General features: G+C 61.2%; 27 protein-coding genes and 2 pseudogenes. 12 read left to right on the top strand and 17 right to left on the bottom strand.

Translation table 11 applies throughout. The annotated features are described in order from the left end of the window. Positions 1-105: 105 nt before the first annotated feature. Together IGB42_RS20590 and IGB42_RS20585 are read right to left on the bottom strand one after the other, a co-directional pair. Positions 106-380: pseudogene (locus IGB42_RS20590) on the bottom strand (transposase); the annotation flags it as partial. 24 nt (positions 381-404) lie between these two features. Continuing rightward, the gene (locus IGB42_RS20585; RefSeq protein ID WP_159675271.1) at positions 405-1,001 is read right to left on the bottom strand and encodes a dihydrofolate reductase family protein; all 597 of its coding nucleotides are present in this window, start codon (positions 999-1,001) and stop codon (positions 405-407) included. A gap of 136 nt (positions 1,002-1,137) precedes the next feature. Here IGB42_RS20585 and IGB42_RS20580 point away from each other — a divergent pair, with 136 nt between their 5' ends. From IGB42_RS20580 to IGB42_RS20555, 6 genes are all read left to right on the top strand, one after another. After that, positions 1,138-1,563 carry a helix-turn-helix domain-containing protein gene (locus tag IGB42_RS20580; protein ID WP_174764246.1) on the top strand — a complete coding sequence of 142 codons (426 nt, stop codon included), beginning with the start codon at positions 1,138-1,140 and terminating at the stop codon, positions 1,561-1,563. Between the two features lie 170 nt (positions 1,564-1,733). Beyond that, positions 1,734-2,102: a plasmid stabilization protein gene (locus tag IGB42_RS20575; protein ID WP_159675269.1), complete on the top strand. Its 369-nt coding sequence runs from the start codon at positions 1,734-1,736 to the stop codon at positions 2,100-2,102. A 195-nt stretch (positions 2,103-2,297) separates the two neighbouring features. After that, positions 2,298-2,789 (top strand): hypothetical protein, encoded by a 492-nt coding sequence (locus IGB42_RS20570; RefSeq protein WP_201800036.1) that lies wholly within the window; start codon positions 2,298-2,300, stop codon positions 2,787-2,789. A gap of 92 nt (positions 2,790-2,881) precedes the next feature. Further along, positions 2,882-3,154, top strand: a complete 273-nt coding sequence (locus tag IGB42_RS20565; protein WP_159675267.1) for a hypothetical protein — start codon at positions 2,882-2,884, stop codon at positions 3,152-3,154. Positions 3,155-3,298: 144 nt separating this feature from the next. Further along, positions 3,299-3,928, top strand: coding sequence for a peptidylprolyl isomerase (locus tag IGB42_RS20560; RefSeq protein WP_159675265.1), 630 nt, complete (start codon positions 3,299-3,301; stop codon positions 3,926-3,928). 27 nt (positions 3,929-3,955) lie between these two features. Continuing rightward, on the top strand, positions 3,956-4,606 hold the full coding sequence (locus tag IGB42_RS20555; protein ID WP_159675263.1) for a hypothetical protein: 651 nt from the start codon (positions 3,956-3,958) through the stop codon (positions 4,604-4,606). A gap of 3 nt (positions 4,607-4,609) precedes the next feature. Here the strand turns inward: IGB42_RS20555 and IGB42_RS20550 are convergent, their stop codons facing one another. Beyond that, complete coding sequence (locus IGB42_RS20550) at positions 4,610-5,506, bottom strand: LysR family transcriptional regulator (RefSeq protein ID WP_159675261.1); 897 nt, start codon at positions 5,504-5,506, stop codon at positions 4,610-4,612. A 120-nt stretch (positions 5,507-5,626) separates the two neighbouring features. On the opposite strand from IGB42_RS20550, the gene IGB42_RS20545 reads away from it, so the two are divergent. The 4 genes from IGB42_RS20545 to IGB42_RS20530 all read left to right on the top strand — a co-directional run bounded on the left by IGB42_RS20545 (position 5,627) and on the right by IGB42_RS20530 (position 8,205). After that, positions 5,627-6,364: an SDR family oxidoreductase gene (locus IGB42_RS20545; protein WP_159675259.1), complete on the top strand. Its 738-nt coding sequence runs from the start codon at positions 5,627-5,629 to the stop codon at positions 6,362-6,364. A 120-nt stretch (positions 6,365-6,484) separates the two neighbouring features. Continuing rightward, positions 6,485-6,937 carry a hypothetical protein gene (locus IGB42_RS20540; protein ID WP_159675257.1) on the top strand — a complete coding sequence of 151 codons (453 nt, stop codon included), beginning with the start codon at positions 6,485-6,487 and terminating at the stop codon, positions 6,935-6,937. Positions 6,938-7,083: 146 nt separating this feature from the next. Next, complete coding sequence (locus tag IGB42_RS20535) at positions 7,084-7,320, top strand: flagellar basal body rod C-terminal domain-containing protein (RefSeq protein WP_159675255.1); 237 nt, start codon at positions 7,084-7,086, stop codon at positions 7,318-7,320. 291 nt (positions 7,321-7,611) lie between these two features. Next, a complete protein-coding gene (locus IGB42_RS20530; protein ID WP_159675253.1) occupies positions 7,612-8,205 on the top strand; it encodes an ATP phosphoribosyltransferase regulatory subunit in 594 nt (197 codons plus the stop codon). Positions 8,206-8,253: 48 nt separating this feature from the next. On the opposite strand, the gene IGB42_RS20525 is transcribed toward IGB42_RS20530, so the two are convergent. The 4 genes from IGB42_RS20525 to IGB42_RS20510 are packed head-to-tail and all read right to left on the bottom strand — an operon-like array spanning position 8,254 to position 10,502. After that, complete coding sequence (locus tag IGB42_RS20525) at positions 8,254-8,874, bottom strand: hypothetical protein (RefSeq protein WP_159675251.1); 621 nt, start codon at positions 8,872-8,874, stop codon at positions 8,254-8,256. 22 nt (positions 8,875-8,896) lie between these two features. Beyond that, a complete protein-coding gene (locus IGB42_RS20520; RefSeq protein WP_159675249.1) occupies positions 8,897-9,094 on the bottom strand; it encodes a helix-turn-helix transcriptional regulator in 198 nt (65 codons plus the stop codon). Continuing rightward, entirely contained in the window at positions 9,091-10,122 is a 1,032-nt protein-coding gene (locus tag IGB42_RS20515) for an NAD-dependent epimerase/dehydratase family protein (protein WP_159675247.1), read from the bottom strand. The genes IGB42_RS20520 and IGB42_RS20515 overlap by 4 nt, the downstream gene beginning before the upstream one ends. After that, a complete protein-coding gene (locus tag IGB42_RS20510; protein WP_159675245.1) occupies positions 10,119-10,502 on the bottom strand; it encodes a hypothetical protein in 384 nt (127 codons plus the stop codon). The genes IGB42_RS20515 and IGB42_RS20510 overlap by 4 nt, the downstream gene beginning before the upstream one ends. A 118-nt stretch (positions 10,503-10,620) precedes the next feature. Here IGB42_RS20510 and IGB42_RS20505 point away from each other — a divergent pair, with 118 nt between their 5' ends. Beyond that, the gene (locus IGB42_RS20505; protein WP_159675243.1) at positions 10,621-11,223 is read left to right on the top strand and encodes a hypothetical protein; all 603 of its coding nucleotides are present in this window, start codon (positions 10,621-10,623) and stop codon (positions 11,221-11,223) included. Positions 11,224-11,321: 98 nt separating this feature from the next. Here IGB42_RS20505 and IGB42_RS20500 read toward each other — a convergent pair whose 3' ends face one another. The 10 genes and pseudogenes from IGB42_RS20500 to IGB42_RS20455 all read right to left on the bottom strand — a co-directional run bounded on the left by IGB42_RS20500 (position 11,322) and on the right by IGB42_RS20455 (position 19,389). Then, positions 11,322-11,930 carry a GNAT family N-acetyltransferase gene (locus tag IGB42_RS20500; protein WP_159675241.1) on the bottom strand — a complete coding sequence of 203 codons (609 nt, stop codon included), beginning with the start codon at positions 11,928-11,930 and terminating at the stop codon, positions 11,322-11,324. 179 nt (positions 11,931-12,109) lie between these two features. Continuing rightward, positions 12,110-12,421 (bottom strand): annotated as a pseudogene (locus IGB42_RS22720) (LD-carboxypeptidase); the annotation flags it as partial. Positions 12,422-12,548: 127 nt separating this feature from the next. Then, a complete protein-coding gene (locus IGB42_RS20490; protein ID WP_159675237.1) occupies positions 12,549-13,172 on the bottom strand; it encodes a hypothetical protein in 624 nt (207 codons plus the stop codon). Positions 13,173-13,215: 43 nt separating this feature from the next. Then, a complete protein-coding gene (locus tag IGB42_RS20485) occupies positions 13,216-13,737 on the bottom strand; it encodes a hypothetical protein (protein WP_159675235.1) in 522 nt (173 codons plus the stop codon). Continuing rightward, a complete protein-coding gene (locus IGB42_RS20480) occupies positions 13,734-14,165 on the bottom strand; it encodes a hypothetical protein (RefSeq protein ID WP_159675233.1) in 432 nt (143 codons plus the stop codon). Before IGB42_RS20480 ends, IGB42_RS20485 begins: the two co-directional genes overlap by 4 nt. Then, complete coding sequence (locus IGB42_RS20475; protein ID WP_159675231.1) at positions 14,159-14,743, bottom strand: hypothetical protein; 585 nt, start codon at positions 14,741-14,743, stop codon at positions 14,159-14,161. Before IGB42_RS20475 ends, IGB42_RS20480 begins: the two co-directional genes overlap by 7 nt. 67 nt (positions 14,744-14,810) lie before the next feature. Next, positions 14,811-15,431 (bottom strand): hypothetical protein, encoded by a 621-nt coding sequence (locus tag IGB42_RS20470; protein ID WP_159675229.1) that lies wholly within the window; start codon positions 15,429-15,431, stop codon positions 14,811-14,813. After that, positions 15,431-17,020 (bottom strand): substrate-binding and VWA domain-containing protein, encoded by a 1,590-nt coding sequence (locus IGB42_RS20465; protein ID WP_159675227.1) that lies wholly within the window; start codon positions 17,018-17,020, stop codon positions 15,431-15,433. The genes IGB42_RS20470 and IGB42_RS20465 overlap by 1 nt, the downstream gene beginning before the upstream one ends. Before the next feature lie 13 nt (positions 17,021-17,033). Further along, positions 17,034-18,236, bottom strand: a complete 1,203-nt coding sequence (locus IGB42_RS20460) for a toxic anion resistance protein (protein WP_201800035.1) — start codon at positions 18,234-18,236, stop codon at positions 17,034-17,036. 43 nt (positions 18,237-18,279) lie between these two features. Beyond that, positions 18,280-19,389, bottom strand: a complete 1,110-nt coding sequence (locus IGB42_RS20455; protein WP_159675225.1) for a hypothetical protein — start codon at positions 19,387-19,389, stop codon at positions 18,280-18,282. 301 nt (positions 19,390-19,690) lie between these two features. Between IGB42_RS20455 and IGB42_RS20450 the strand changes: the two genes are divergently transcribed. Next, positions 19,691-20,178, top strand: a 488-nt coding sequence (locus IGB42_RS20450) for a transposase (protein ID WP_174764245.1), incomplete at its 3' end; no start/stop codon positions are given.

Raw genomic sequence — 20,178 nt, 5'->3', positions numbered from 1 at the left:
ACTCTGAAAGCTGATTTCAGCTCACCCCGTTGATCTTCGCCCACCCTGTGGACCACTAGTTGCTTAGCGATTTCTCATGGTGGGATTGATGGGTTACCCGCGACGTCACCCTATCTTCAGTAGCAATCCGCTTTGGAGTCCGGGGTTAGTTTGTTTAATTACTCGTGCTGCCAATTGCTGGGCATACGCTGATGGCGTCAGTTCGCCCAATGCCTTCTTGGCTGCTTCTCGTTGTATTCACGCCGCCAAGCCTCAATCAGCACGCGGGCATGGACCAAGCTGGTGAATCAGTGCTCGTTCATGCATTCATCCCGCAAGCGGCCATTGAAGGATTCAACACAGGTGTTCTGGTTCGGCTTGCCCGGCTCAATTTGCCGCAGCGCCTGATTGGGCTGCATGCGGCTTCATCCTGCGGCACCAGCCGCATACCGGTTCACCACCATCCCACAAGAATACGCCGTTGACCGGATCAACCTGAGCGGCAAACCATCGCGCTGACTACCAAAAATCCCCTCCCCTGCCCCCAGCGCCGCCGGGTTCACGAACAACTGATATTCATCGACCAGATTGGCGGCCACCAGTGCCGATGCAAAGCCCACCCCGCCAAACACAATAATATCGCCGCCGGGCTGTTGCTTGAGCGTGCCCACCGCGCTGGCCAGATCGCCATTGATGACGGTAGTGCGCGGCCAGCGGGATGTGGTGAGCTGGCTGCTGGTGACCACTTTTTGCACCGCAACTATGCGCCGGGCGAATGCATAGTGCGGATCGGCGGCGAATGCGGTGGCGGCCCGCCCCCAGTGATCCAGATAGCCTTCTTCCGCCATCTTGCGGCTGAGCAAGATGCAATCGATGTCATCGAACACGGCATTGAAATCGCGCTTGAGCACATCATCCCAACGCCAGTTGTCCCCCCAGCCCCATAGCTGCCAATCCATGCCGTTGCGGGCGGCCATGAAGCCATCCACGGACATCTGCATTTGCAGGATCAGTTTTCTCATTGCTGCGCTCCTTGCCGGGTGAGCAGCACGGGCCAATGCCCACGCATGCCTCGCCCAAACCAATTGCAAAATACAACTGGTTGCAGTATTGAAAAACCGGTGCAAAACTGCAAGCAGTTTCTTGATGAGGCAAGGCATGACTGCACAGGCAAAATCCGGCTGCCCGATCAACCTGGCGCTGGAGCTGTTGGGCGACCGCTGGAGCCTGCTGATCATTCGCGACATGATGTTTGCCGGTAAGCGGCATTTCCGCGAGTTTTTGCAATCTGAAGAAGGCATTTCATCCAACATCCTGACCGAGCGGCTGGCCCGGCTGCTGGCATGCGGCATCGTCACCCGCGCGGATGATCCAGACCACAAGCAGAAAGCCATCTACAGCCTGACCGCGATGGGCATCGAGCTGCTGCCCCTGCTGGCGCAGATCGGCATCTGGGGCAACCGCCATCTGCCGGCCAGCACCGCGCATGCGGGCCCGGCAAAAGCGCTGGAGCAAGGTGGCAGCGCGCTGATCCAGGCCATGCAGGCAGAGCTGGCGCAGGCGCATTTGCAGCAAGGCGGTTGATGGCTGCAGCGGGGTTGTTGCGGCGCGCAGGCGGTTGTGGCGGTGGCGAGCTGATTGCTGCCGGGCCGGTCTTCTCCTACCCGGCGCGCCGGCTTCGTCTGATTCCAGCAGCGGAGGTGATCGCCTAAGGTGATGGCGAATACCGTAGCCGTCAACGCAAGGAGAACGCCATGCCCCGTGGAGACAAATCGTCGTATACCGACAAGCAGAAGCGCCAGGCCGAGCATATCGAAGAAGGCTATGAAGCACGCGGCGTGAGCGAAGAAGAGGCAGAGGCGCGCGCCTGGGCCACCGTCAACAAGATGACTGGTGGCGGCAAGCTCAGCGGCTCTGGTCGTGGCAAGGCGGAAAACCACGAGCCGGCCCGCAAGGGCGGCCGCATCGGCGGTGCTGCAGCGGCATCGCGCACCGCGGCAGAACGTTCTGCATCAGCCAAGAAGGCCGCAGCAACCCGCAAGCGCAATGCGGCAGCCAAGGCTGCCGGCAATGGCAGCGCCAAGCAGGCCAGCTCAGGGCGGGCTACCGATTCGGCGAGCTGACGATCCGCATCAGCCGCAAAAGCCGGCCCGGTGGTGCTGGTGGGGTTCGGCCGGTGAAGGAGGAGTCAACGAATCGCCCTCCTCCCTTGCTTATCGCCCCGATTCGGCCCACACACCGCCGCCAGCAGCGTTTTGTTGGCAGCCCTGGCGGCGCTTGATCACTGATCACGCCCTCACCAACAAGGAAACCGATCATTGCTCATCAACGCCACACAACATAGCCAGCCACCCCATAGCGTGCCGGAGGTGGATCAGCTGGTTACCCAGCATAGCCAGCCGGCGCACAAGGTTTACCCGTATGGCTTGGCCAGCAGCGGATCGCGCTTGCGGCACATTGCGCTGGGGATCGTGTTTGCCTGGTTCCTGGTGGGTGGCATTGCGCACTTCCTGCTGCCGCACACCTTTGCGCAAATCGTGCCGCCGGCGGTGCCTTGGCCTTTGGCAGCGGTTTACATCAGCGGCCTGCTGGAGCTGATCGGCGCGGCGGCACTGATACCGGCACGCAGCCGGCGCTGGGCTGGCTGGGGGCTGATGCTGTTGACCATCGCGGTTACGCCCGCCAATGTATACATGTGGCAACACGCAGAACGCTTCCCCGAAGTTGCGCCGTGGCTATTGCTGTTACGCTTGCCGTTGCAACTGGTGCTGCTGCTGGCCATTGTGGTGGGCACGCAAACCAGGAAGTGAGCGCCCCTTTGCGGGGTCTCGGCAACGGGCACCAACGCCGACCTGCGCCCATTGGTCCCATAGCCCGCTGCATCCCCGATACCGGAGCGCCGATGACCACCCCGCTACTGCCCGAAATCCAGACCGGTGAAACCGGCGGCCTGCATCGCAGCATCAATACGCTGGAAGCCGCGCTCGATTACGCGCTGATCAAGAAAGACAGCCCCAGAACGCCCAACCGCCCCACATGGCAAGCCACCTTCGATACGCTGGCACAGGCCAGCCAGCACAAGGATGCCGCTAGCCTGGTAGCGGCACATGATCAGTTGGCGGCGGCAATCGGTGAAACGCTGCGCGCTACCGGCCAGCAACCATACGCATCCTGAGCGACCGGGAAGGCAGGCTTGCGCGGTGTGCGGGCTGCAAGCAACGCCGCCACACCCATCGCCGCAGCCGTGCCCCATTCCGGCAGCCACGCGCTACAATCCGCGAGATTGCCTGCGCCCATGCGGCGCGCTACCGAGATCACCATGAAGCCCATCCTTGTTGTCACGCTGCTCGGCATCAGCCTTGCCATGCCCATCCACGCGCTGGCCGCCAAGGCAAGCAAAGCCCCGGCCACCGTCAACGTGCAATGCAAAACCAGCAAGGGGGACCTGGATATCGTGGTGGAACCCGCGTGGGCGCCACTGGGTGCCGCGCGCTTTCTGCAGATGGTGGATGACGGCTACTTCAAGCAGGTGCCGCTGTTCCGTTGCGTGAACAACTTTTTGTGCCAGCTGGGCGCGCTGCCGCCGCGCAAGGACGCCAAAAACTACAGCCCGATTGCCGACGATACCAAACAACCGGCATTGCGCAACTTCAAGCGCGGCTACCTGAGCTTTGCCGGCAGCGGCCCCAACAGCCGTGCCACGCATCTGTTCATCACGCTGGGCGACAAGATCGATTCGCTGGGCACCATGTCGTGGGAAACGCCGTTCGGCTATATCGCCCCCGCATCGCTGGGCAACACGGTTGGCCAGTTCAATACCGGCTACGGCGACATGCCGCCATGGGGCAACGGTCCGGACCCGCAAAAGATCGAAGCGCCCGATGGCGCTGCCTACCTGAAGAAAAACTTCCCGCAGCTCGACTACATCAACAGCTGCACGCGGCGCTGAGCGATGCGGATCACGACGTCATTGCTCTTGCTGGCCGTGCTCGGCCAGCCGGCGCTGGCGTGCAGGCAACTGGTGGTATTTCCCGAGCACCTGCCAGCCAACACAGCACAATCCGCTTACTACGTGGTCCGGATAGAAGAAGCATATCCGTCTCTGGCAGCACAGCAGCGCATTGAGGAACCTGAAATGGCGAGCGATATCCATGCATTGTCGATCGGCATGGCGCCGCTGCCCGCGGCAGGCTATCAAGACGCGCAGATGGAGGAGGTGGCGGCATTGCTGGGTACGGCGCCGCCGCCCACGGCGGGCTATCAATACCGAGGGGTTGTACTGGCAGCTGACAATCCGCGCATCAGCAAGGGTCAGGAGGTGTATCTCCATCTGGCCAGCGATATACAAAGCCACTGTGTATTCACGCCCATTCTTGGCCGAACCTATCTACTGGATATAATCGGGCCAGGATTGGCGGCGGGCCAGCAAACCGTGCTGGAGGTTTCACCCTATGGCTCGTTCAACCTGCCCAGCACCCATCGCAAATTCGACAGCTATGTACGCGATATCGAGCGGATGGCCGCAGCCACGGCCCCGACACCGGGCGATAGGGCCGCAGCGCCGTTCCTGATTGATCTGCCCGACAACGCATCGTTCACCCTGCCAAGCGTACTGCCGCCCGGCTAAGCGTCAATCCACCGCCGCAAACACCTGCGCCAGCCATTGCACGAATACCCGCACCCGGGCAGATAGCTGGCGGCTTTGCGGGTACAGCACCGATACCGGCATCGGTGGTGGCGGGAAATCTGCCAGCACCAGATGCAAACGCTCCGCAGCAAGATCATCCTGCACGCGGTAACGCGGCACCTGCACCAACCCCATGCCGGCAACGGCGGCGCCCGCATACAAGTCTGCCCCGGTCACGGAAACCACCCCGCCCAGTTGCACCGGCAGCACTTGCCCGGCCACGGTAAATTCCAGCGGTACTGCCTTGCCGGTGGCGCTGGAGATGTAATTGACCGCGCGGTGCCCGCCATCAGCCAGCGCCGCCGGATCAAGCGGTGTGCCGTGCGCAGCCAGATACGCCGGGCTGGCGCAGGTTACCTGCTGCAGCAAGGCGATGCGCCGGCCGACCATGGTTGAATCCTGCAAGTTGCCGGCGCGCAGCACGCAATCGATGCCTTCGCGCACCAAGTCCACCAGCCGGTCGTCCTCACTGATCTGCAGTTCGATCTGCGGATACTGCGCCAGGAAGCCGGCCAGCGCCGGCACCACGAAATGCCGCGCCAGCGTGCCCTGCAGGTTTACCCGCAACAGCCCCTTGGGCGCTGTATTGCGGAATGCACCCTCGGCCTCTTCCATATCCGCCAGCAGGCGCAGGCAGCGCTGGTAATAGGCATCGCCATCGTGCGTCAGCCGCACGGTGCGCGTGGTGCGCTCCAGCAATCGGGCACCCAGCCGGGCCTCCATACGCTTCATCAGGTTGGTAACGGTGGCGCGTGGTATCTGCAGATCATCTGCGGCCCGGGTAAAGCTGCTGCGCTCGGCAATGCGCACGAACACCTGCATTTCCTGGAAGCGATCCATGGCCTGGCCCGGCATTTATTGAAGTAAATGGAATTATATTGGCAATTTACCGCTGATTATCTGCAATACTGCATGGTTCATGCTTCGTTTCATCCATTCATCACGCAAGGACATCCCAGCATGAGCACAACAAAGCGCGTTGCCATCGTCACCGGCGCATCCCGCGGCATCGGCGCGGCCATTGCCCGCCGCCTGGCCAGCGATGGCTACGCGGTGGTCATCAATTACGCGGCCAGCGCCGCTGAAGCCGATGCACTGGTGGCCGAGCTGCAGGCACAGGGCAGCCAGGCCATTGCGGTCCGGGCGGATGTGGCCAGCACCGCTGCGGTACGCGCGCTGTTCGATGCCACCGAGCAGCAATTGGGCAAGGTGGACGTGTTGATCAACAACGCCGGCATCATGAAAACCGTGCCCCTGGCCGAAGCCGGTGATGATGCCTACGCACAGATGTTCGATATCAATGTGCGTGGCACCTTCAACACGCTGCGCGAAGCGGCCGGCCGCATGAACAATGGCGGGCGCATCGTGAATTTCTCCACCACCGCGCTGGCCCTGAACCTGCCCGGCTACGCCATCTACAACGCCACCAAGGCGGCAGTGGAATCGTTCACCCACGTGTTTGCCAAAGAGCTGCGCGGCCGCGACATCACCGTGAATGCGGTCGCCCCCGGCCCGGTAGCCACGGCCTTGTTCCTCGATGGCAAAACCGAAGAGCAGATCCAGCACTTTGCCAGGACGCCGCCGCTGCAACGGCTGGGCCAGCCGGAGGATATTGCAGCAGTGGTTTCCTTCCTGGCCGGGCCAGATGCGGGTTGGGTAAACGGCCAGATCCTGCGGGCCAATGGCGGACTGGCCTGACGGGCATAGCACTTGGGGGCAGGAAATCGCGCAGCCGATAACGGCACGTGGCGGCAGCCAGGTGCCAGCATTGGCACGGTATCGCGTTTCATCCTATGCTGACGCACCCTGTCATCCACAATGCGCCATGAAACCCGTCAAACATCACCTGCTTGCTGCACTGCTCATCGCATTGCCGCCGCGCACGGCATTGCTGCCGGATTGGATCCAGAGGCCGAGATCACGCAGAAAGGGCATCAAACGGTCAAGAAAGGCGATGATGGGAAGATGCTGATCTACAGCCGTGGAGATGAAATTCCACCCGAGCGCGTTGCCAGGTTACAGAAGGAAATTGCCCGCTTACCAAAACCGGCGCTGGTAAAAACGATGTGCCACGACTTCGTAGGCAGCCTGGAGATCGCGGCCAGACAACTGATCAGCACCGTGCGCGTGACTGTTGCCGACTATGCGGCCGACCACGCCACCATCATTTGTATTTTCAGATACCAACAGGAAAATCGAGCCCGCTGGCAGTTCTTGTACTTCAAGAAAGGTCATGACGGGCTGTATATGGTGATGCTGCGAGAACAATAAGCGCTGAAACCGCTGGTAATGCTGCATGCCAAGCAAACAGGCCAATCGGGCATGACAATGTGCTGCGTAAGTGCAGATAAACGGCATTGCCAAGAACCAGCATCGCCCCCATCATTCTCTTACACTCAATCCTGAATGGGGATGCCATGTCACTCTCCGCACTCGGCGCGGGCTTCGCCGGCATGCAGAACTACCAGCGCGCCATGGATATGTCCGCTGCGCGGGTAGCCAGTGCCAGCCAGCTGGGCGGCACCACGGCGACAGATGATCTGGCCAGCAGCATGGTGGGTACGCTGGCCGCCAAGGATGGTTTCCAGATTGCCGCCAAGGTGGTCAAGGCCGCCGACGAGATGCTGGGCACGCTGATCGATACCCACGCCTGACCACACCAGCGCGGCATTGACCCGCGCAGACGGGCCATGCCACACTGGCTGCATGACTACCGCATTCCTGAACCTGCATCACCACCACGGCTCACCCTGCTGCGCCGTGGTTTTGCTCGCTCAGCGTACTGGTTCATAGCCCCACCGGGCACACCAGCTGCAGCAATTCACAGGCGCCCATCGGCGCCTTTTTTGTTGCCTGCGAAACAGGCAAATCCACCCTTGGAGCAACAAGCATGACCATGATCAGAGGCACACAAATCTATACCGGCCCGCAGGCCGCCCGGCTACGTGATCTGGAGGCCCGCTTCCGGAGCTGCCTTCATTGAAGCTGGCGCCGAAGAAGCCATCCTGCCTGCGCTGTGGCAGCAGGATACCTTCATCAACAAGGCCGGCGGCAGCGAGATCATCGGCCAGATGTGGGCATTTGCAGACAAGAAAGGCCGCGCCTGCTGCCTGATCCCGGAGGCCACGGCCATCTTCCAGGAGCGCGCAAGCGTGTTGCTGGGCGGCGCCAGAGAGCGGCTGTTTTTCTACATTGCCCGCTGCTACCGCTACGAGCGTCCACAAGCCGGGCGCTACCGCGAATTCACCCAGTTGGGCTTTGAATACCTGGGGCCAGACCCCGCCCGTGCCAGCGCATTCAGCTTGCAGCTGTGCCAGCGCTTCATGGATACGCTGGGCGTGGATTACGAAACGGATGCGCGCACCCGGCGCGGATTGAGCTATTACCTGGGCGGTGAAGGCTTTGAAATCCGCTGCCCGGTACTGGGCGCGCAGAAGCAGGTGGCCGGCGGCGGCGCCTATGCCGAGGGCGCCGGTTTTGCCATCGGGCTGGAGCGGCTGGCATTGGCCATCGAGCATGGGCAGGCAGGCTGCGCTTGATATGGCCGGGCACTGGCCACTTTGTTGCTGCCGGTGCCGCGCATCCGGTTAAGGCAGCAACGCCGGCTTGCGGTAAATCCGTTTGAAGTGGCCCCGCTCGAAGTGGTAGATGGTGGCAGCCCGGTCATCCGGGTTGCTGTCCGGCCCGTCTTCCACGCCGATGGTCAGCAGCAGCGTGCTGTCCGGCCGGTAGCCGGGGTTGGCCTCTGCGGCAAAACCGGGTAGCGGCAAATCGAATCCGCCTGCCAATGCCATGCAGCCCACCGGGGGCCGGTACACCTTGCCGGTGATCGCATCCACCACCACAAACATGTACGCATCCATGCCGCAGCCCCACGCCACCACCGTGTAATGGCCGGCAAAATTGGGGCCAGCCGCAGCGCCAAGGCGGATGCGCGTGCGGTACATGCGGGTGAACGGGCTATCGAGCACCGGTGCGGCAATCTTGCCGGTATATAGCGGGCTGGCCGGATAGTGGGCGGGGTCTGGCACTGGCGCGGCCTTGGCGGGATCACCCCACATTGCAGCGCAGGCCATCAGCCCGCCAAGCAGCATGCTTGCCACCCGGCCATGCATGGCCGCCATTGCAAGCGCCAGCCCGCTGCGGGCAAGATGTGCTGTCGCGAATGGCGTTTGCCACGGTGATGAATCGGGCAGGAATGGGCGCATGTGCTTGCCTTGGAGGGGGCCTTCAGCTTATATCAGGCGTGAAGATCTCTTCGATTTTCACTTCGAACAAACGCGCCAGCTTGAAAGCCAGTGGCAGGCTGGGATCGTACTGGCCCGATTCGATGGAGATGACGGTTTGCCGGCTTACCCCCAGATGCGTTGCCAGGTCTTGCTGGGTAAGCTGCCGTTGCTGGCGCATTGCCTTCACGCAATTCTTCATTGCGGCACCCACAGGCCATCCAGCAGCAGTTGCCGCACATGATCGTTCAGGGTGGTTTGTGCCGGCCGGTACTGGATGCCCAGCGCCGTGCGCGCATGACGGTTGTCGAACTGCAGCGGATAGCCCACATTGCGCTTCACATAGCGGCGCGTCATGCCGATCAGCGGGGCCAAGAGCCACAGCAACGCCTTGGGCAGCTCCCGCGTGGGCAACCGGCCCGGCTTCCTGCCATCCACCGCCTGCAGCAGGCGGCTGATCTCGAGCAGGGTCAGGCTTTGCCCCACCAGCAGGTACTTGCCGGCAGGCACCGGTTGCAGCGCAGCGCGCACATGCGCCATTGCCACATCGCGCACGTCCACCACCGCCAGCGTCAGCCGTGGCACGCCGCTGCGGAAGGCGCCATCCAGAAACTGCAGCAACATGCCCACGCTGGTGGCGTCGATACGCCGCGATAGCGACGGGCCGAAAATGGCGCCGGGGTGCAGCGTGATCAGTTGCCAGCGCTGCTGCGCGGCGGCCATTCCCACCGCGCATTCCTCTGCCCGGGTCTTGGCATATGCATACGGCTGATCGCGCAGCGTGCAGCGATTGTTGTGATGGGCCTCGGTGAGCGGGCCGGCGTGGTCACACGCGTCGTTGAACAGCGTGACGATGCTGCTGGTCAGCACCACCTTGCGCACGCTGGCTACCTGGTTCACCGCTGCCAGCAATTGCCGCGTGCCCTGTACGGCCGGATCTACCAGCTGCTGCACGGGCTGCACGGTGGGTCGCAAGAAATAAGGCGATGCGGTGTGGATGACGATCTCACAGCCGTGCAGTGCTGGCAGAAAACTGCCTTCGTTCAGCAGATCGGCAACGAACAGCTGCAGCTGGCCGGGAAACGCCTGCTGCAATGCATGCAGATGCGCCAGCTTGGCGGCATCATCCAGATCACGCACGCTGCCGTGCACCTGCACACCGGCCTCCAGCAACAAACGCACGATCCACGATGCCAGATAGCCGGCAGCACCCGTTACGAGGACAGTCATTGTGCATCCTCCCGGTGGAACGGGCGATCTGCCAGCATCAAGCCGACGCCCCACAGCGCGAGTGCCGCCAGCGCTGTCCACAGCTGGTTGAACAGCGGCAACCAGCCCTGCGCCTGCAACAGTCCTACCCCCGCCGAGCCCACTGCCAGCAAGGCAAAACCCGCCATGCAGCTGCGTGCATTGATAAGCTGCTGCAGCTCATCCGCCCGGCCCAGCAGCCAGCGCGCCAGCGGCAGCAAGGCCAGCAACACCAGTAGCGCAAGCAACAGCCATGCGGCTGCGGCGCGGGTATCCGGCGGTGCAGCAATGGTTGCGGTGCACAGCGCCACCAGCAGAATGAGTGTTGCAATGATCTTGAGCAGATAGCGCGCAGAAGCCATGTTTAGCAACCTGATGTAAAGTGTGCTTTACATTAGCTGCATCTGATCAAAATGTAAAGTACACTTTACATACGATTACCCTACGGAGGTAAATTGCTGTCGTGACCACGCAGGAGCAATGCCTATCGTTACCGGCGCTACGAGCGTGCTTGCCATGGATGCAGCCTCTGCTACCATGCAAGCCAAGATGCCAGTCACGCGTTCACCATGGGCAAATTTTTTTGTCGCCCCATGCGGATATACGCGCTATAACGCCCAACCATTCAGGAACCCGATGAACTCCGTTTTCTCCCGTGCATCCTTCGTGCTGCTGCTTGCCACCATGACTGCCGGGGCTACCGCTGCAGATATGGATCCAGAAGCATTCATAAAGAAATATGGCCATCAGTATTCCCATATTGACGATGACGGCAAGTCGGGGATATATGGCCGAAATGAACAACGTCCGGCTGCACGTCTTGAAGAAATGGAAAAGAACATTACCAGGCTGCCAAACCCGCCAATTGCCCAGGAGGTTTGCGGTTTGTTGCGCAGGCCGATAGAGAGTGGCTTGAAGAAAAAATTTGGCAATGCACTGGCTATCAAGACCACTGCGACGGGTATCGATGGAAACATCGTACTTTGCGCATTTCCATATACGTGGAATAACGAAACAAAAAAACAGGTTCTCTATGCAAAAAAGACCAGTGCAGGTACTTACCTGCTTTTGCTGGTTGAATGAGTTGGCTTCGGGCAACAAGCATTTGCCACCTGTGTGCGAATCGTTTCGAGCAAAGCGCCGGCTTGCAGATCCAGCGCCCCCGTTTTACTGCCAGCCCATCATTGCATCCCGAGTAATATGCTCTGCGGTAAAGCCATTTTCATGGCATTACCGCGGAGCTCATCGCTGCGCAGCAGCGCCAGCTGCAGCAGATCGTGATACTGGTCATTCCAGTATCCGCCTTCACGCAAGCAGCCCTCAGTGGCAAAACCCAACGCTTGCGCCAGCTTCAGCGACGGCAGGTTGGCCGGATGGATCTGCGCCTCGATGCGGTTGAGCGCCATGTGCGCAAAGCCCCAGCGCAATGCAGCGCGCAACGCCTCCCGCATATAGCCCTGCCCCTGCGCGGCGGCGCCCAGCTCATAGCCCACCGTGCACTTGTGCCAGGCCCGATTCCAGTTGAACAGGCCGCAGCTGCCGATCAGGGTATCGCTCCCCAGGGGCTGTATGCCCCAGCGTGTGCCCGGATTGGGCAGCAGGCGCCAGCTGGCAAAGGTGTGCACCAGTTGCTCTGCCGCCGTAATGCCGGGCAGCGGTATCGCGCCAAACCAGCGCATCTGCGCGGCATCGCCATGGATGGCCAGCAGCGCCGGCGCATCGCTGGCAACGATCTCGCGCAGTACCAGTCTGTCGGTAAGCAGCGTGGGGAATGGCGGTGCAGTGGGCATGGTCGGCCGGGCACGGAGGGGATAGGCAAAATGTAACCAGGCGATGTGACAGCCGCATCATCGCTGCCAGCCAATATGGCGACCGCAGGCTGTGTGCTCCGGTGGCGTCCAGATCCATCAGATTGAGGCCATGCAGCGTGGGCCAGCCTGCCAGCGTGATCAGTGGCAACTGCAACGCTCAGATCGGAAAACCCGCAAAACCACTTGGCAGGATATTGCGCCAGCAGCTGGAAATCGGGCAGCGGCAGCAAATCCATTGCCCGCTCGCCATCCCATGGCGGTATCACCGCGGCAATGTCCGGATCTAGCAGAAACTGCATCAGCGCTGAGGCAAGCGCGGCAGCCGGTGCGCTGGTGGATTGATGTAGCTGGCGCAAATACGCCCCCTCCACCACGCGGAACCCACGCTGGCGCAGCGCGGCAATGGCGCAATCGAGGCGCGGATGCAAAGCCACGCGCACACCGGATGACGGTGCGGTGATGACGATCATGTCGCCCGGCACCAAGGGCGGCGGGTACTGCAAGCTCAGGCTCAGGGCAGAGCGTTCCAAAGCAATGGCGGCCACACAATGGAGCCCATCATCGGCGTCCCCGCTGCGTGAACCAGCATGATCAACGCTATCCGGAAACCACCGAGCGGAACAATGCGCCCCAATCAATCTGGTAAATGCGAGTGAAATACGCAATGCCCATCAGCGCCAGGAAAATACCACAAGCAATGCCTATCGGCTTACCCCAAGGTTTGTGAACGAATTTGTCCCCCCATACCTCATCGACCAGGTTCATTTGCTCTTTGCCGGAGGTAAAAAACCAGACTGCATAGAACACCAGATAGAGCCCCGGTATGAACATGCACAATACAGCGCCAATCAGCGCAGTCAATAATCCACGCCAGGCCGCATTGATGAAATACGCGTCCCCGATTGTCTGCGCATTTTTCAGGTACAGCATTGCCCCGAAAATCGGCGTAAAGAAAAAGCTCAACAATGCAATCTGCTTCGGAGCCCAGAAAGGCATGTTGTGGAATCTTTGATCAATCTCCGCCTGAGTTGCACGCTCCAGATACGCCACATCATTTTTTTCCATTTCTGGCTGTGGCTGTGGCTGTGGCTGCGGCTGCGGCTGCGGCTGCGGCTGCGGCTCCAGTTGTGGCTGCGGCTGCGATGATGGCGGAGAAAACTGGTCGAAATCAGTGGCAAACTGATCGAGATCAGGTGCAAATGGATCGGAATCGTGTGTCAATGTTCCCCCGATATGTGCTGGATGATTGTCCGCGAAGGCCGGATCAGGGTTTCGTGGACGCTGCCGGCGCGCTGAGCTGGATCGACTGCATGATCCGGTCCAGTTCTTTTTCCAGCGCGGGAACGGCGCCCTGCCCTTCATAGGTCATCAATAAAATGCCCCGGCTGCTACCCACCAGCAAACCAAGCAATACATGCCGGTCCGGCGCCTGATAGGCAATCAGTGCATAGGGCAAACCGCCGGGCAGATCATGGTAGGTAAAATCATGCTGCTGCTCCAACGGCGGCAATGCCTTGTTCAGCTCGGACAGATAGCTCATTGACGCCGCCATCAACCTGCCATCGGCTATTGGCCCCTGGCTGGAAAAATGGGACACCACCAATTGCCGCTGCTGATCAACATCGGCAGTTTGCCGGGTATACAGCAGTTTTTGCGCCTGCATTTCTTCAGACCACCCACCCGGCAAGGAAAAGGCATAGTTGCCCACCTTGATTTCTTGTGCAAATGCATGCGCACTGCAAATCAACAACAAGGCCGTGGAAATGATCGCGATCAGAATCTTCATGATGTTCTGGATAACAAGGATTTGAATTTTTCATGGGCGCGGAACCGGCCCAGCGCTATGCACTCGCGCAGGTTCAGACACCTGTTTTGATGCATCACTTTCAATAGACCCGGCGGCTCAGCCAACTGCGCCCATCGGCCGGCAAACTCGATGGCTTCATCCAGCGCTTCATCCGGGTGGCAGGTGGTCACGACAAATGCACCCGGCACTTCGCCAGTGTAATCCAACGCTACACAGAGCCAATCCATCGCGTCTTCCCAGGATTCACAACCCGGCCCCACTGCGTAAAAGAGTATGGGTTGGCTGGCAAAGATTTCCCGCAACAGGGGCGCGTGGACCTTTTCATATTCGCTACTGCAAATCAGCACGATACATGGCGGCTCAAGCTCGCCATGAAAGCCGGACGTTGCTGGTGCTGCCTTTACCAATGCGCAGCACCCAACAGCAATGCCAGACCAAAAAACGCCATCCAGATCGAAACCAGAATGCCGAACGCAATACCCAGTGGAGCGCCCCAGGATTTGCGCGGATAGGCTTTGCCCCATTGTTGTTGTATGAATTTTGCCTGCGGCCGGTTAGCGGCGAGGTACCAGACAATGAGGTAAATCAGCATGAAGGGCGGAAAAAACAACCCCAATACAAAGACCACGATGCTCGCAATCAGCCATCCCTTGGCGGATGCGATCTGTTGCTGATCACCGATGGCAATCCAGTTTTTCAGCGAGAGCGTAGCGCCAAAAACAGGTGAAAACAGCAGACACCAGTTGCCGACGGCGTCCGGGTTCCACAGCGCCGGCGCATTGGCGCCAGTAGCCGGTGTTTCTTCCAGGTTGGCCTGAGTGGGTTTGTAGATATTCTGATCCATGCCTGCATTCCATATTGACGGATATCTTGCCCGCAACGCGCCAGCGGCGTCAGGCAATAGGAAGCGCAAGTATCCCGCGTAGCACTGGTGTAATGCATGCCAATCAACTGGCGCTGTAGGATCGATGCAACGCATGGCCATGCGGCAGCCTCCCCACGGCGGATCGAAGCGCTGACAGGGATGCCCCAATACAAGGCGGCTTACGGCATCAGCTTTCCAGAAAGTTCACCGGCTGGAACTTGCCGCGCAGGTAGTCGCCGTGGGCGGCGAGCTTGTCGGCGTCTTCGCCGAATACATCATTGGCGATGCTGCCGATCTCGCTATCGAGCAGCGCCAGTTGCTCGATCAACAGCTGCCTGGCGGTTTTGCCGGCGCGCACCGGGTGCAGGCTGGCAAAACCGCTGGGCAATGCCACGTAATTGGCCACGGTATGCGGCAGATCACGGCGGATGGCGTTGCCCAGCTCGATGCGCGCCTGGGTGGGAAAGCCGGCTTCATCCAGCCTGGGCAGCAGATCCACCACCTTGCTGCGTATCGCGGCCAGCAAGGTGGTGGCCTCGGCAGGTAACTTGCTGCCGGCGCTGGCCAGCAGTGCATCCAGCGCATCGATCAGGCTCATGCGCTCGATCAGGCTGGCTTCAAAACGCCCGCGTGTCGGCGTGGCCAACCAGCCGAACACATAGGCGGCCACGGTCAGCGGAAACCACCATGCGGCAATCACCCCGCCAAAATACAGCGCCAGCACCACCAGTGCGCACAGGCTGCCCACGATATTGGGCATGCCGTAGAAAAACAGCGCCAGCCGGGTAGAAAGCGACAACCCTGCCATTACTGGTAGCCCCGGATTTCCTTGAACGCAGCTTTCAGGCCGGATTTGCTGCCATCGAACACGCGGCCGCCGCTGGGCTCGGTCAGCGCTTCCAGCTCGTCCCGCTTGGCTTCGCCAAACTGCACCGCAAAGATGCGGATGCGGCGCTGCTCGGGCGGAAGGCTGGCAAACCACTCGCGGAACTGGCTGATGGACAGGCCGGCATTGTTCTCGCCATCGGTCATCAGCACCAGCGAGTAAACGCGATCCGGCGCCTTGGCCTGGCGTGCCAGTGCAGCCTCGTAGCCATCGCGCACCGCGCTGTAGATGGCGGTGCCGCCCTGGGTTTGCAGCTGGTGCGCAAAGGCGCTGATATCGGCCAGCGTTTTGCCATTGGCCTGGCGATCAGTACCCAACGCCCAGCGCTGGCGGGCATGCACTTCATTGGAGAAAGTCAGCATGCTGATGTTCTCGCGCTCGCGGAAGCGGCTGAAGCGGCCAGACAGCGTGGCATCCTCGCCGGCCAGCGCCTGCAGCGCGGTGCGCAGTTGCTCGATCCGCCCGCCGGTGTTCATCGAACCGCTGATGTCCACCACGAAGGTGGAATCGGCCGGGCGGCGGAATTCGTTCAGATAGGCATCCAGCAGGCCATCCACCACCGCCAGCTTGGCCGGGAACGCCAGCTCGAAATAATCACGGCGCGGCAATACCGATGCCACCGCCGGGTTGATGGGCTGGCGGAAGGTAGCGGCGGCCATGGCTTTCTGGAATGCATCGCCCTTCAGGTAGGCCACCAGCTTGTCGTACTCGGCGCGCCTGGCCGGGTTGATCAGCATGAACGGGTAGTCTGCGGTGATCACGCCATCCTTGGGGTAGACCAGCACCAGCGGCTCGTGCAGCTTGCCGCCCTGGTTCAGCCCGTGCAGCACCGATGCGTAATTGACGATGCCATCGAGTTTGTCCTGCTCGCGCAGGTAGGCCTCGGCCAGCCAGCCGGATGATCCCGCTGTCAGGCCCTGGGCACGGGCGAACGCGGTGAGGGCTTTCTTGTCGATATCCTGTGCTTCCAGCGCGTCGCCTTTGCCGGCCACTGCGGCTGCCAGCCCCAGCACGGCGGAGAACCCGGTATTGGAGCTGGCCGGGTTAGTCATGGCAAAGCGGAAATCGCCAGTACCGGCGCGGCGGGCGATCTCTGCCCAGGTGGGCGACCTGGCCGGGTCATCCCAGCCCAGTGCCTTGGCCTTGGCGGCTTTCACCCCCAGCACCACCGGCGAGATCATGGTGCGCTCGCTGGCCTTGATGCGCTCACGCGCGGGCGGATTGAGCATCGCGTACTTGTTGTTGGCGATCCATGCAAAATCGTAGGCCACGCCGTCCTGCAATTGCTCCACCACATCCAGCGTGCCGGCGTACTTCAGCTGCACATGCAGGCCGGTGGCCTTTTCCAGATCGGGCAGCAGCGGTTCGATGTCTTTCAGTTCGGACCCGGCCAGGATGGTCAACGCGGCCGGCGCCTGTGCCGCGTCGGCGGCGGCATCGGGTGCGGCCTTGTCGCAGCCCGCCAGGGCCAGTACGCAGGCCAGGGCCAGCAGGTAACGATGCCAGTGCATGTGCATTCCTCGATCAGAGCTTTACCGGGCCACTCAGCGCATCGTTGCCGCCCAGCGCGGCCCGCACGGTTTCGCCGCGCGCGCGCTCCACGTAGGCCTCTGCCCGCTCCACCTGCAGGCGGATCAGCTCGTTGTTCTTGCCCATCACCACGATGGCGTCCGAACGGAACTTGTCCATGGCATCCATGGCGGCAAAGGTCTGGTCGAACATCGACTGCAAACGCTCCACGCCGATCAGCGGGTTGCTGGCAAATTCACCGGTCTGCTGCACGTGCGTATTGAGTGCCTTGCCGCTTTGCTCGATCAGGTCGCCCACGGTGCTGGACACCCCCTGCAGCATGTTCATCACCTCAATCTGGTTGCCGGTGGCGCGCGCCACGGTGGTGGCCACCGCCAGGGCGGACATGCCGGTGGTAGCAACGCGGCTGCAGCCGTTGGCCATTTCGCGGCCGGTTTTCTTCAGCACTTCCATCGCCAGATAGCCGTTCACGCATACCGCCATCTGCGTCTGCATGTCTGCCAGGTTCTGGCGGGCGTAGAACAGCACCTCTTGCTCCAGCGCGCGGGCGCGGTTGGGATCAGTGGCTTTCAGCCCTTCCACCTGCCCGGCCAGCCGGGTATCGAGCTCGCGCGCAAAGTGGATGGCGCTGTTGAGCTTCTGCATGCCGTCCCACAGCTTCTGCTTTACCGATTCGATCTCGGCAATGTCGCGGCTCATGTCGTCGCGCGCTGCGTATACCTGCTGCAGCGCGCTATCGAGCTGGCTGCCGGCAGACTGGAATTTGCGGAAGTAGGATTTGAGCTTGCTGCCAAACGGAATCAGCCCCAGCAGCTTGTTCTGCGACAGCAGATCGCCCTGCTTGCCCGGATTGAGTTCATCCAGCTGGTTGCGCAGCTTGCCGATGGCCTGGAAGGCGGTGGAATCCTCCACCCCTACGAAGTTGCGCTCCATGAAGCGGCCGGTCATCAGGTTGGCGGCCATGGAGATTTCTTCCCGCCCCAAATGGAACGCGGCATCCAGCTTCTGGCGGAAGCCATCGCTGTTCACATCCTCGCTGACCAGCGCATCCACAAAGCGGCTCACCTGGTCATCCACGCGTGCTTTCAGCTCGGCCGGAATGGGTGCCATCTCTGGCGCCTGCGCAGGCAACACGGCCACAACCGGCTCTGGCGCGGTCAGCACCAGGGGTTCTGGGGCGGTCAGGATTTCGCTCATCGTACTTGCTCCGGGTATCTGGGTATGGTGCTGGCAGGCGCGTTCATTGGAACTTCACCGCTATGGCTTCGATCATTTTTTCCAGCGTTTCATAGCTGGGCGGGTCGATCACATCGACCAGGCTGGCAGGGGCAAACAGCTTCTTCTGCATGAGGAAGGACTGGAAGTGGGCGGTATCCGCGCCGCGGTAGCCATATTCGGCAGCCAGCCGCTGCAGCTCGTGGTCGTTCACCAATGCCTCGCCCACGCGCACGCCCTTGGGGGTCAGCGGCACCAGCACATGCTTGGTGAACACCGTGGGCTGCGGGTAGAGCAGCACCATGTCGGCATTCAGCTGCGGCAGCTTGGACTGGTATTCCAGAAACTGTGCCTCGTACACCATCACCAGCGGCGCCTTGCCGATGCCCATGCTCACATAATCTTCAAATGGCCCGGCCGAACTGGCCTCCTGGAAGCCCTGCTTCAGGAACAGGCCGCTGGCGATGGGGAGCACCTTGCGGATTTCCTCATCCGACTGCACCACGTTGCTGTCATTGAGCAGGTACGACGCCAGCGCCAGGTACATGGCGGCAGAATTGGATTTGCGCACATCGGTACTGGAAATCAGCACCGCGCGGCCGGTGTCGTACACGCTATTGTCTTTCAGCTCGCGCCAGCGCGTGCCGCTGGCAATCATCTGCAACAGGCGTGTGAGATCGATGATGTAGTAAGCGCCTGCGCGCTGCTTGACGAGGCCATTCGCCTCCAGCACCGGCACCAGCGCGCGCCACGACGCCACCGCCATCGGTGTATAGAACGGCGTAAATACGCGGTTGGCCTTGACCGCCTGCTGCAGCTTGAGCGCCGCGGGTGCCCCGGCCGGGTGGCCGAAATCGAAGCTCTTCAGATCGGGCCGCGCCACGATCTCGCGCGAGCCGGCTTTTTCCACCACCACCGCCAGCCCCAGCCGCTTGAAAGCCGCCACCACACGCGTATCGCGGTAGAACGCTTCTTTCTCTGACCCCACCAGGCCACGCACCGTGACCACGCTATCGGCATCCGCCTGGATGCGATCATGCTGCTGCTTGTTGAACGCCGAAAAAACCAGCCCGCCCACGAGCCCGATGCCCACCAGCACAGCCAAGCCAGGACCGATGATCTTGCGTAATTCCAAACTGAGCTCCTTGTTATGCGCTGCCCGCGGCGCCGCATGGCGCAAGGTAACAAGCCGGCTGTGCGAGGGCGCGTGTTTGCAGTCCACACACTACCTTGCCGTTGCTGTTTAAGCGCGCTGTCATACGGGTGCAGGATGGGCATAGCTATAACATCGGCACATGAAGATTTCATGAATTTGAAATGTTGAGAGGAAGTGCTTACGCACAGCGAATGGGCAGAAGGCGCGCGTACAGGGGACTTCCAAAAACCTCCCCCTCTGGCATGATCTTGCCATCCACCCTCAGACCTGAACATCCACCATGCCCAGCCTGTTTGCCAACGAAGAACGCGAAGCCAAGCGCTCCAAGCTGGGCGATCCGCTCGAATCGCTCAACCAGCATGTCGATTTCACTGCACTGGCTGGCGCGGTAGATCGGGCACTGCCACGGCCGCATCGCTACTTCGGCGGTCGCCCACCGTATCCCACCGAACTGATGGTGCGGCTGCTGGTCATCCAGCAGCTCTTCAACTTGTCGGATGAACAGCGCGAATATCAGGTGCTTGACCGCAGCAGCTTCCAGCGTTTCCTGGGCATCAAGGACAGCGGCAAGGTGCCGGATCGCAATACCGTCTGGACCTTCCGCGAGAAGCTGGTTCAGGCCGGCCTGGGTGCGGCACTGTTTGATGAAGTGAACCGCCAGCTTCAAGCTCACGGTTATCTGGCCCGCTGCGGCCAGATCATCGACGCCACGCTGATGCCGGTGCCGACCCAGCGCAACGGCCGCACCGAGAACGCGCAAATCAAGCA

The organism is Andreprevotia sp. IGB-42 (assembly GCF_009848685.1).
Classification (GTDB): Bacteria; Pseudomonadota; Gammaproteobacteria; order Burkholderiales; family Chitinibacteraceae; genus Andreprevotia.
Note: the sequence above shows the minus strand (reverse complement) of the source record. Positions and strands in the feature narration are given on the sequence as shown.

Bases quoted from the DNA above. Each gene is read 5' to 3' on its own strand.
- IGB42_RS20520 (WP_159675249.1), bottom strand. From the start codon at position 9,094: ATGAAGAATTGCGTGAAGGCAATGCGCCAGCAACGGCAGCTTACCCAG.
- IGB42_RS20460 (WP_201800035.1), bottom strand. From the start codon at position 18,236: ATGAGCGAAATCCTGACCGCCCCAGAACCCCTGGTGCTGACCGCGCCA.
- IGB42_RS20470 (WP_159675229.1), bottom strand. From the start codon at position 15,431: ATGGCAGGGTTGTCGCTTTCTACCCGGCTGGCGCTGTTTTTCTACGGC.
- IGB42_RS20500 (WP_159675241.1), bottom strand. From the start codon at position 11,930: ATGCCCACTGCACCGCCATTCCCCACGCTGCTTACCGACAGACTGGTA.
- IGB42_RS20525 (WP_159675251.1), bottom strand. From the start codon at position 8,874: ATGCGCCCATTCCTGCCCGATTCATCACCGTGGCAAACGCCATTCGCG.
- IGB42_RS20545 (WP_159675259.1), top strand. From the start codon at position 5,627: ATGAGCACAACAAAGCGCGTTGCCATCGTCACCGGCGCATCCCGCGGC.
- IGB42_RS20540 (WP_159675257.1), top strand. From the start codon at position 6,485: ATGCGCCATGAAACCCGTCAAACATCACCTGCTTGCTGCACTGCTCAT.
- IGB42_RS20560 (WP_159675265.1), top strand. From the start codon at position 3,299: ATGAAGCCCATCCTTGTTGTCACGCTGCTCGGCATCAGCCTTGCCATG.
- IGB42_RS20515 (WP_159675247.1), bottom strand. From the start codon at position 10,122: ATGACTGTCCTCGTAACGGGTGCTGCCGGCTATCTGGCATCGTGGATC.
- IGB42_RS20510 (WP_159675245.1), bottom strand. From the start codon at position 10,502: ATGGCTTCTGCGCGCTATCTGCTCAAGATCATTGCAACACTCATTCTG.
- IGB42_RS20475 (WP_159675231.1), bottom strand. From the start codon at position 14,743: ATGGCCATGCGTTGCATCGATCCTACAGCGCCAGTTGATTGGCATGCA.
- IGB42_RS20550 (WP_159675261.1), bottom strand. From the start codon at position 5,506: ATGGATCGCTTCCAGGAAATGCAGGTGTTCGTGCGCATTGCCGAGCGC.
- IGB42_RS20575 (WP_159675269.1), top strand. From the start codon at position 1,734: ATGCCCCGTGGAGACAAATCGTCGTATACCGACAAGCAGAAGCGCCAG.
- IGB42_RS20580 (WP_174764246.1), top strand. From the start codon at position 1,138: ATGACTGCACAGGCAAAATCCGGCTGCCCGATCAACCTGGCGCTGGAG.
- IGB42_RS20585 (WP_159675271.1), bottom strand. From the start codon at position 1,001: ATGAGAAAACTGATCCTGCAAATGCAGATGTCCGTGGATGGCTTCATG.
- IGB42_RS20535 (WP_159675255.1), top strand. From the start codon at position 7,084: ATGTCACTCTCCGCACTCGGCGCGGGCTTCGCCGGCATGCAGAACTAC.
- IGB42_RS20485 (WP_159675235.1), bottom strand. From the start codon at position 13,737: ATGAAGATTCTGATCGCGATCATTTCCACGGCCTTGTTGTTGATTTGC.
- IGB42_RS20565 (WP_159675267.1), top strand. From the start codon at position 2,882: ATGACCACCCCGCTACTGCCCGAAATCCAGACCGGTGAAACCGGCGGC.
- IGB42_RS20505 (WP_159675243.1), top strand. From the start codon at position 10,621: ATGCCTATCGTTACCGGCGCTACGAGCGTGCTTGCCATGGATGCAGCC.
- IGB42_RS20465 (WP_159675227.1), bottom strand. From the start codon at position 17,020: ATGCACTGGCATCGTTACCTGCTGGCCCTGGCCTGCGTACTGGCCCTG.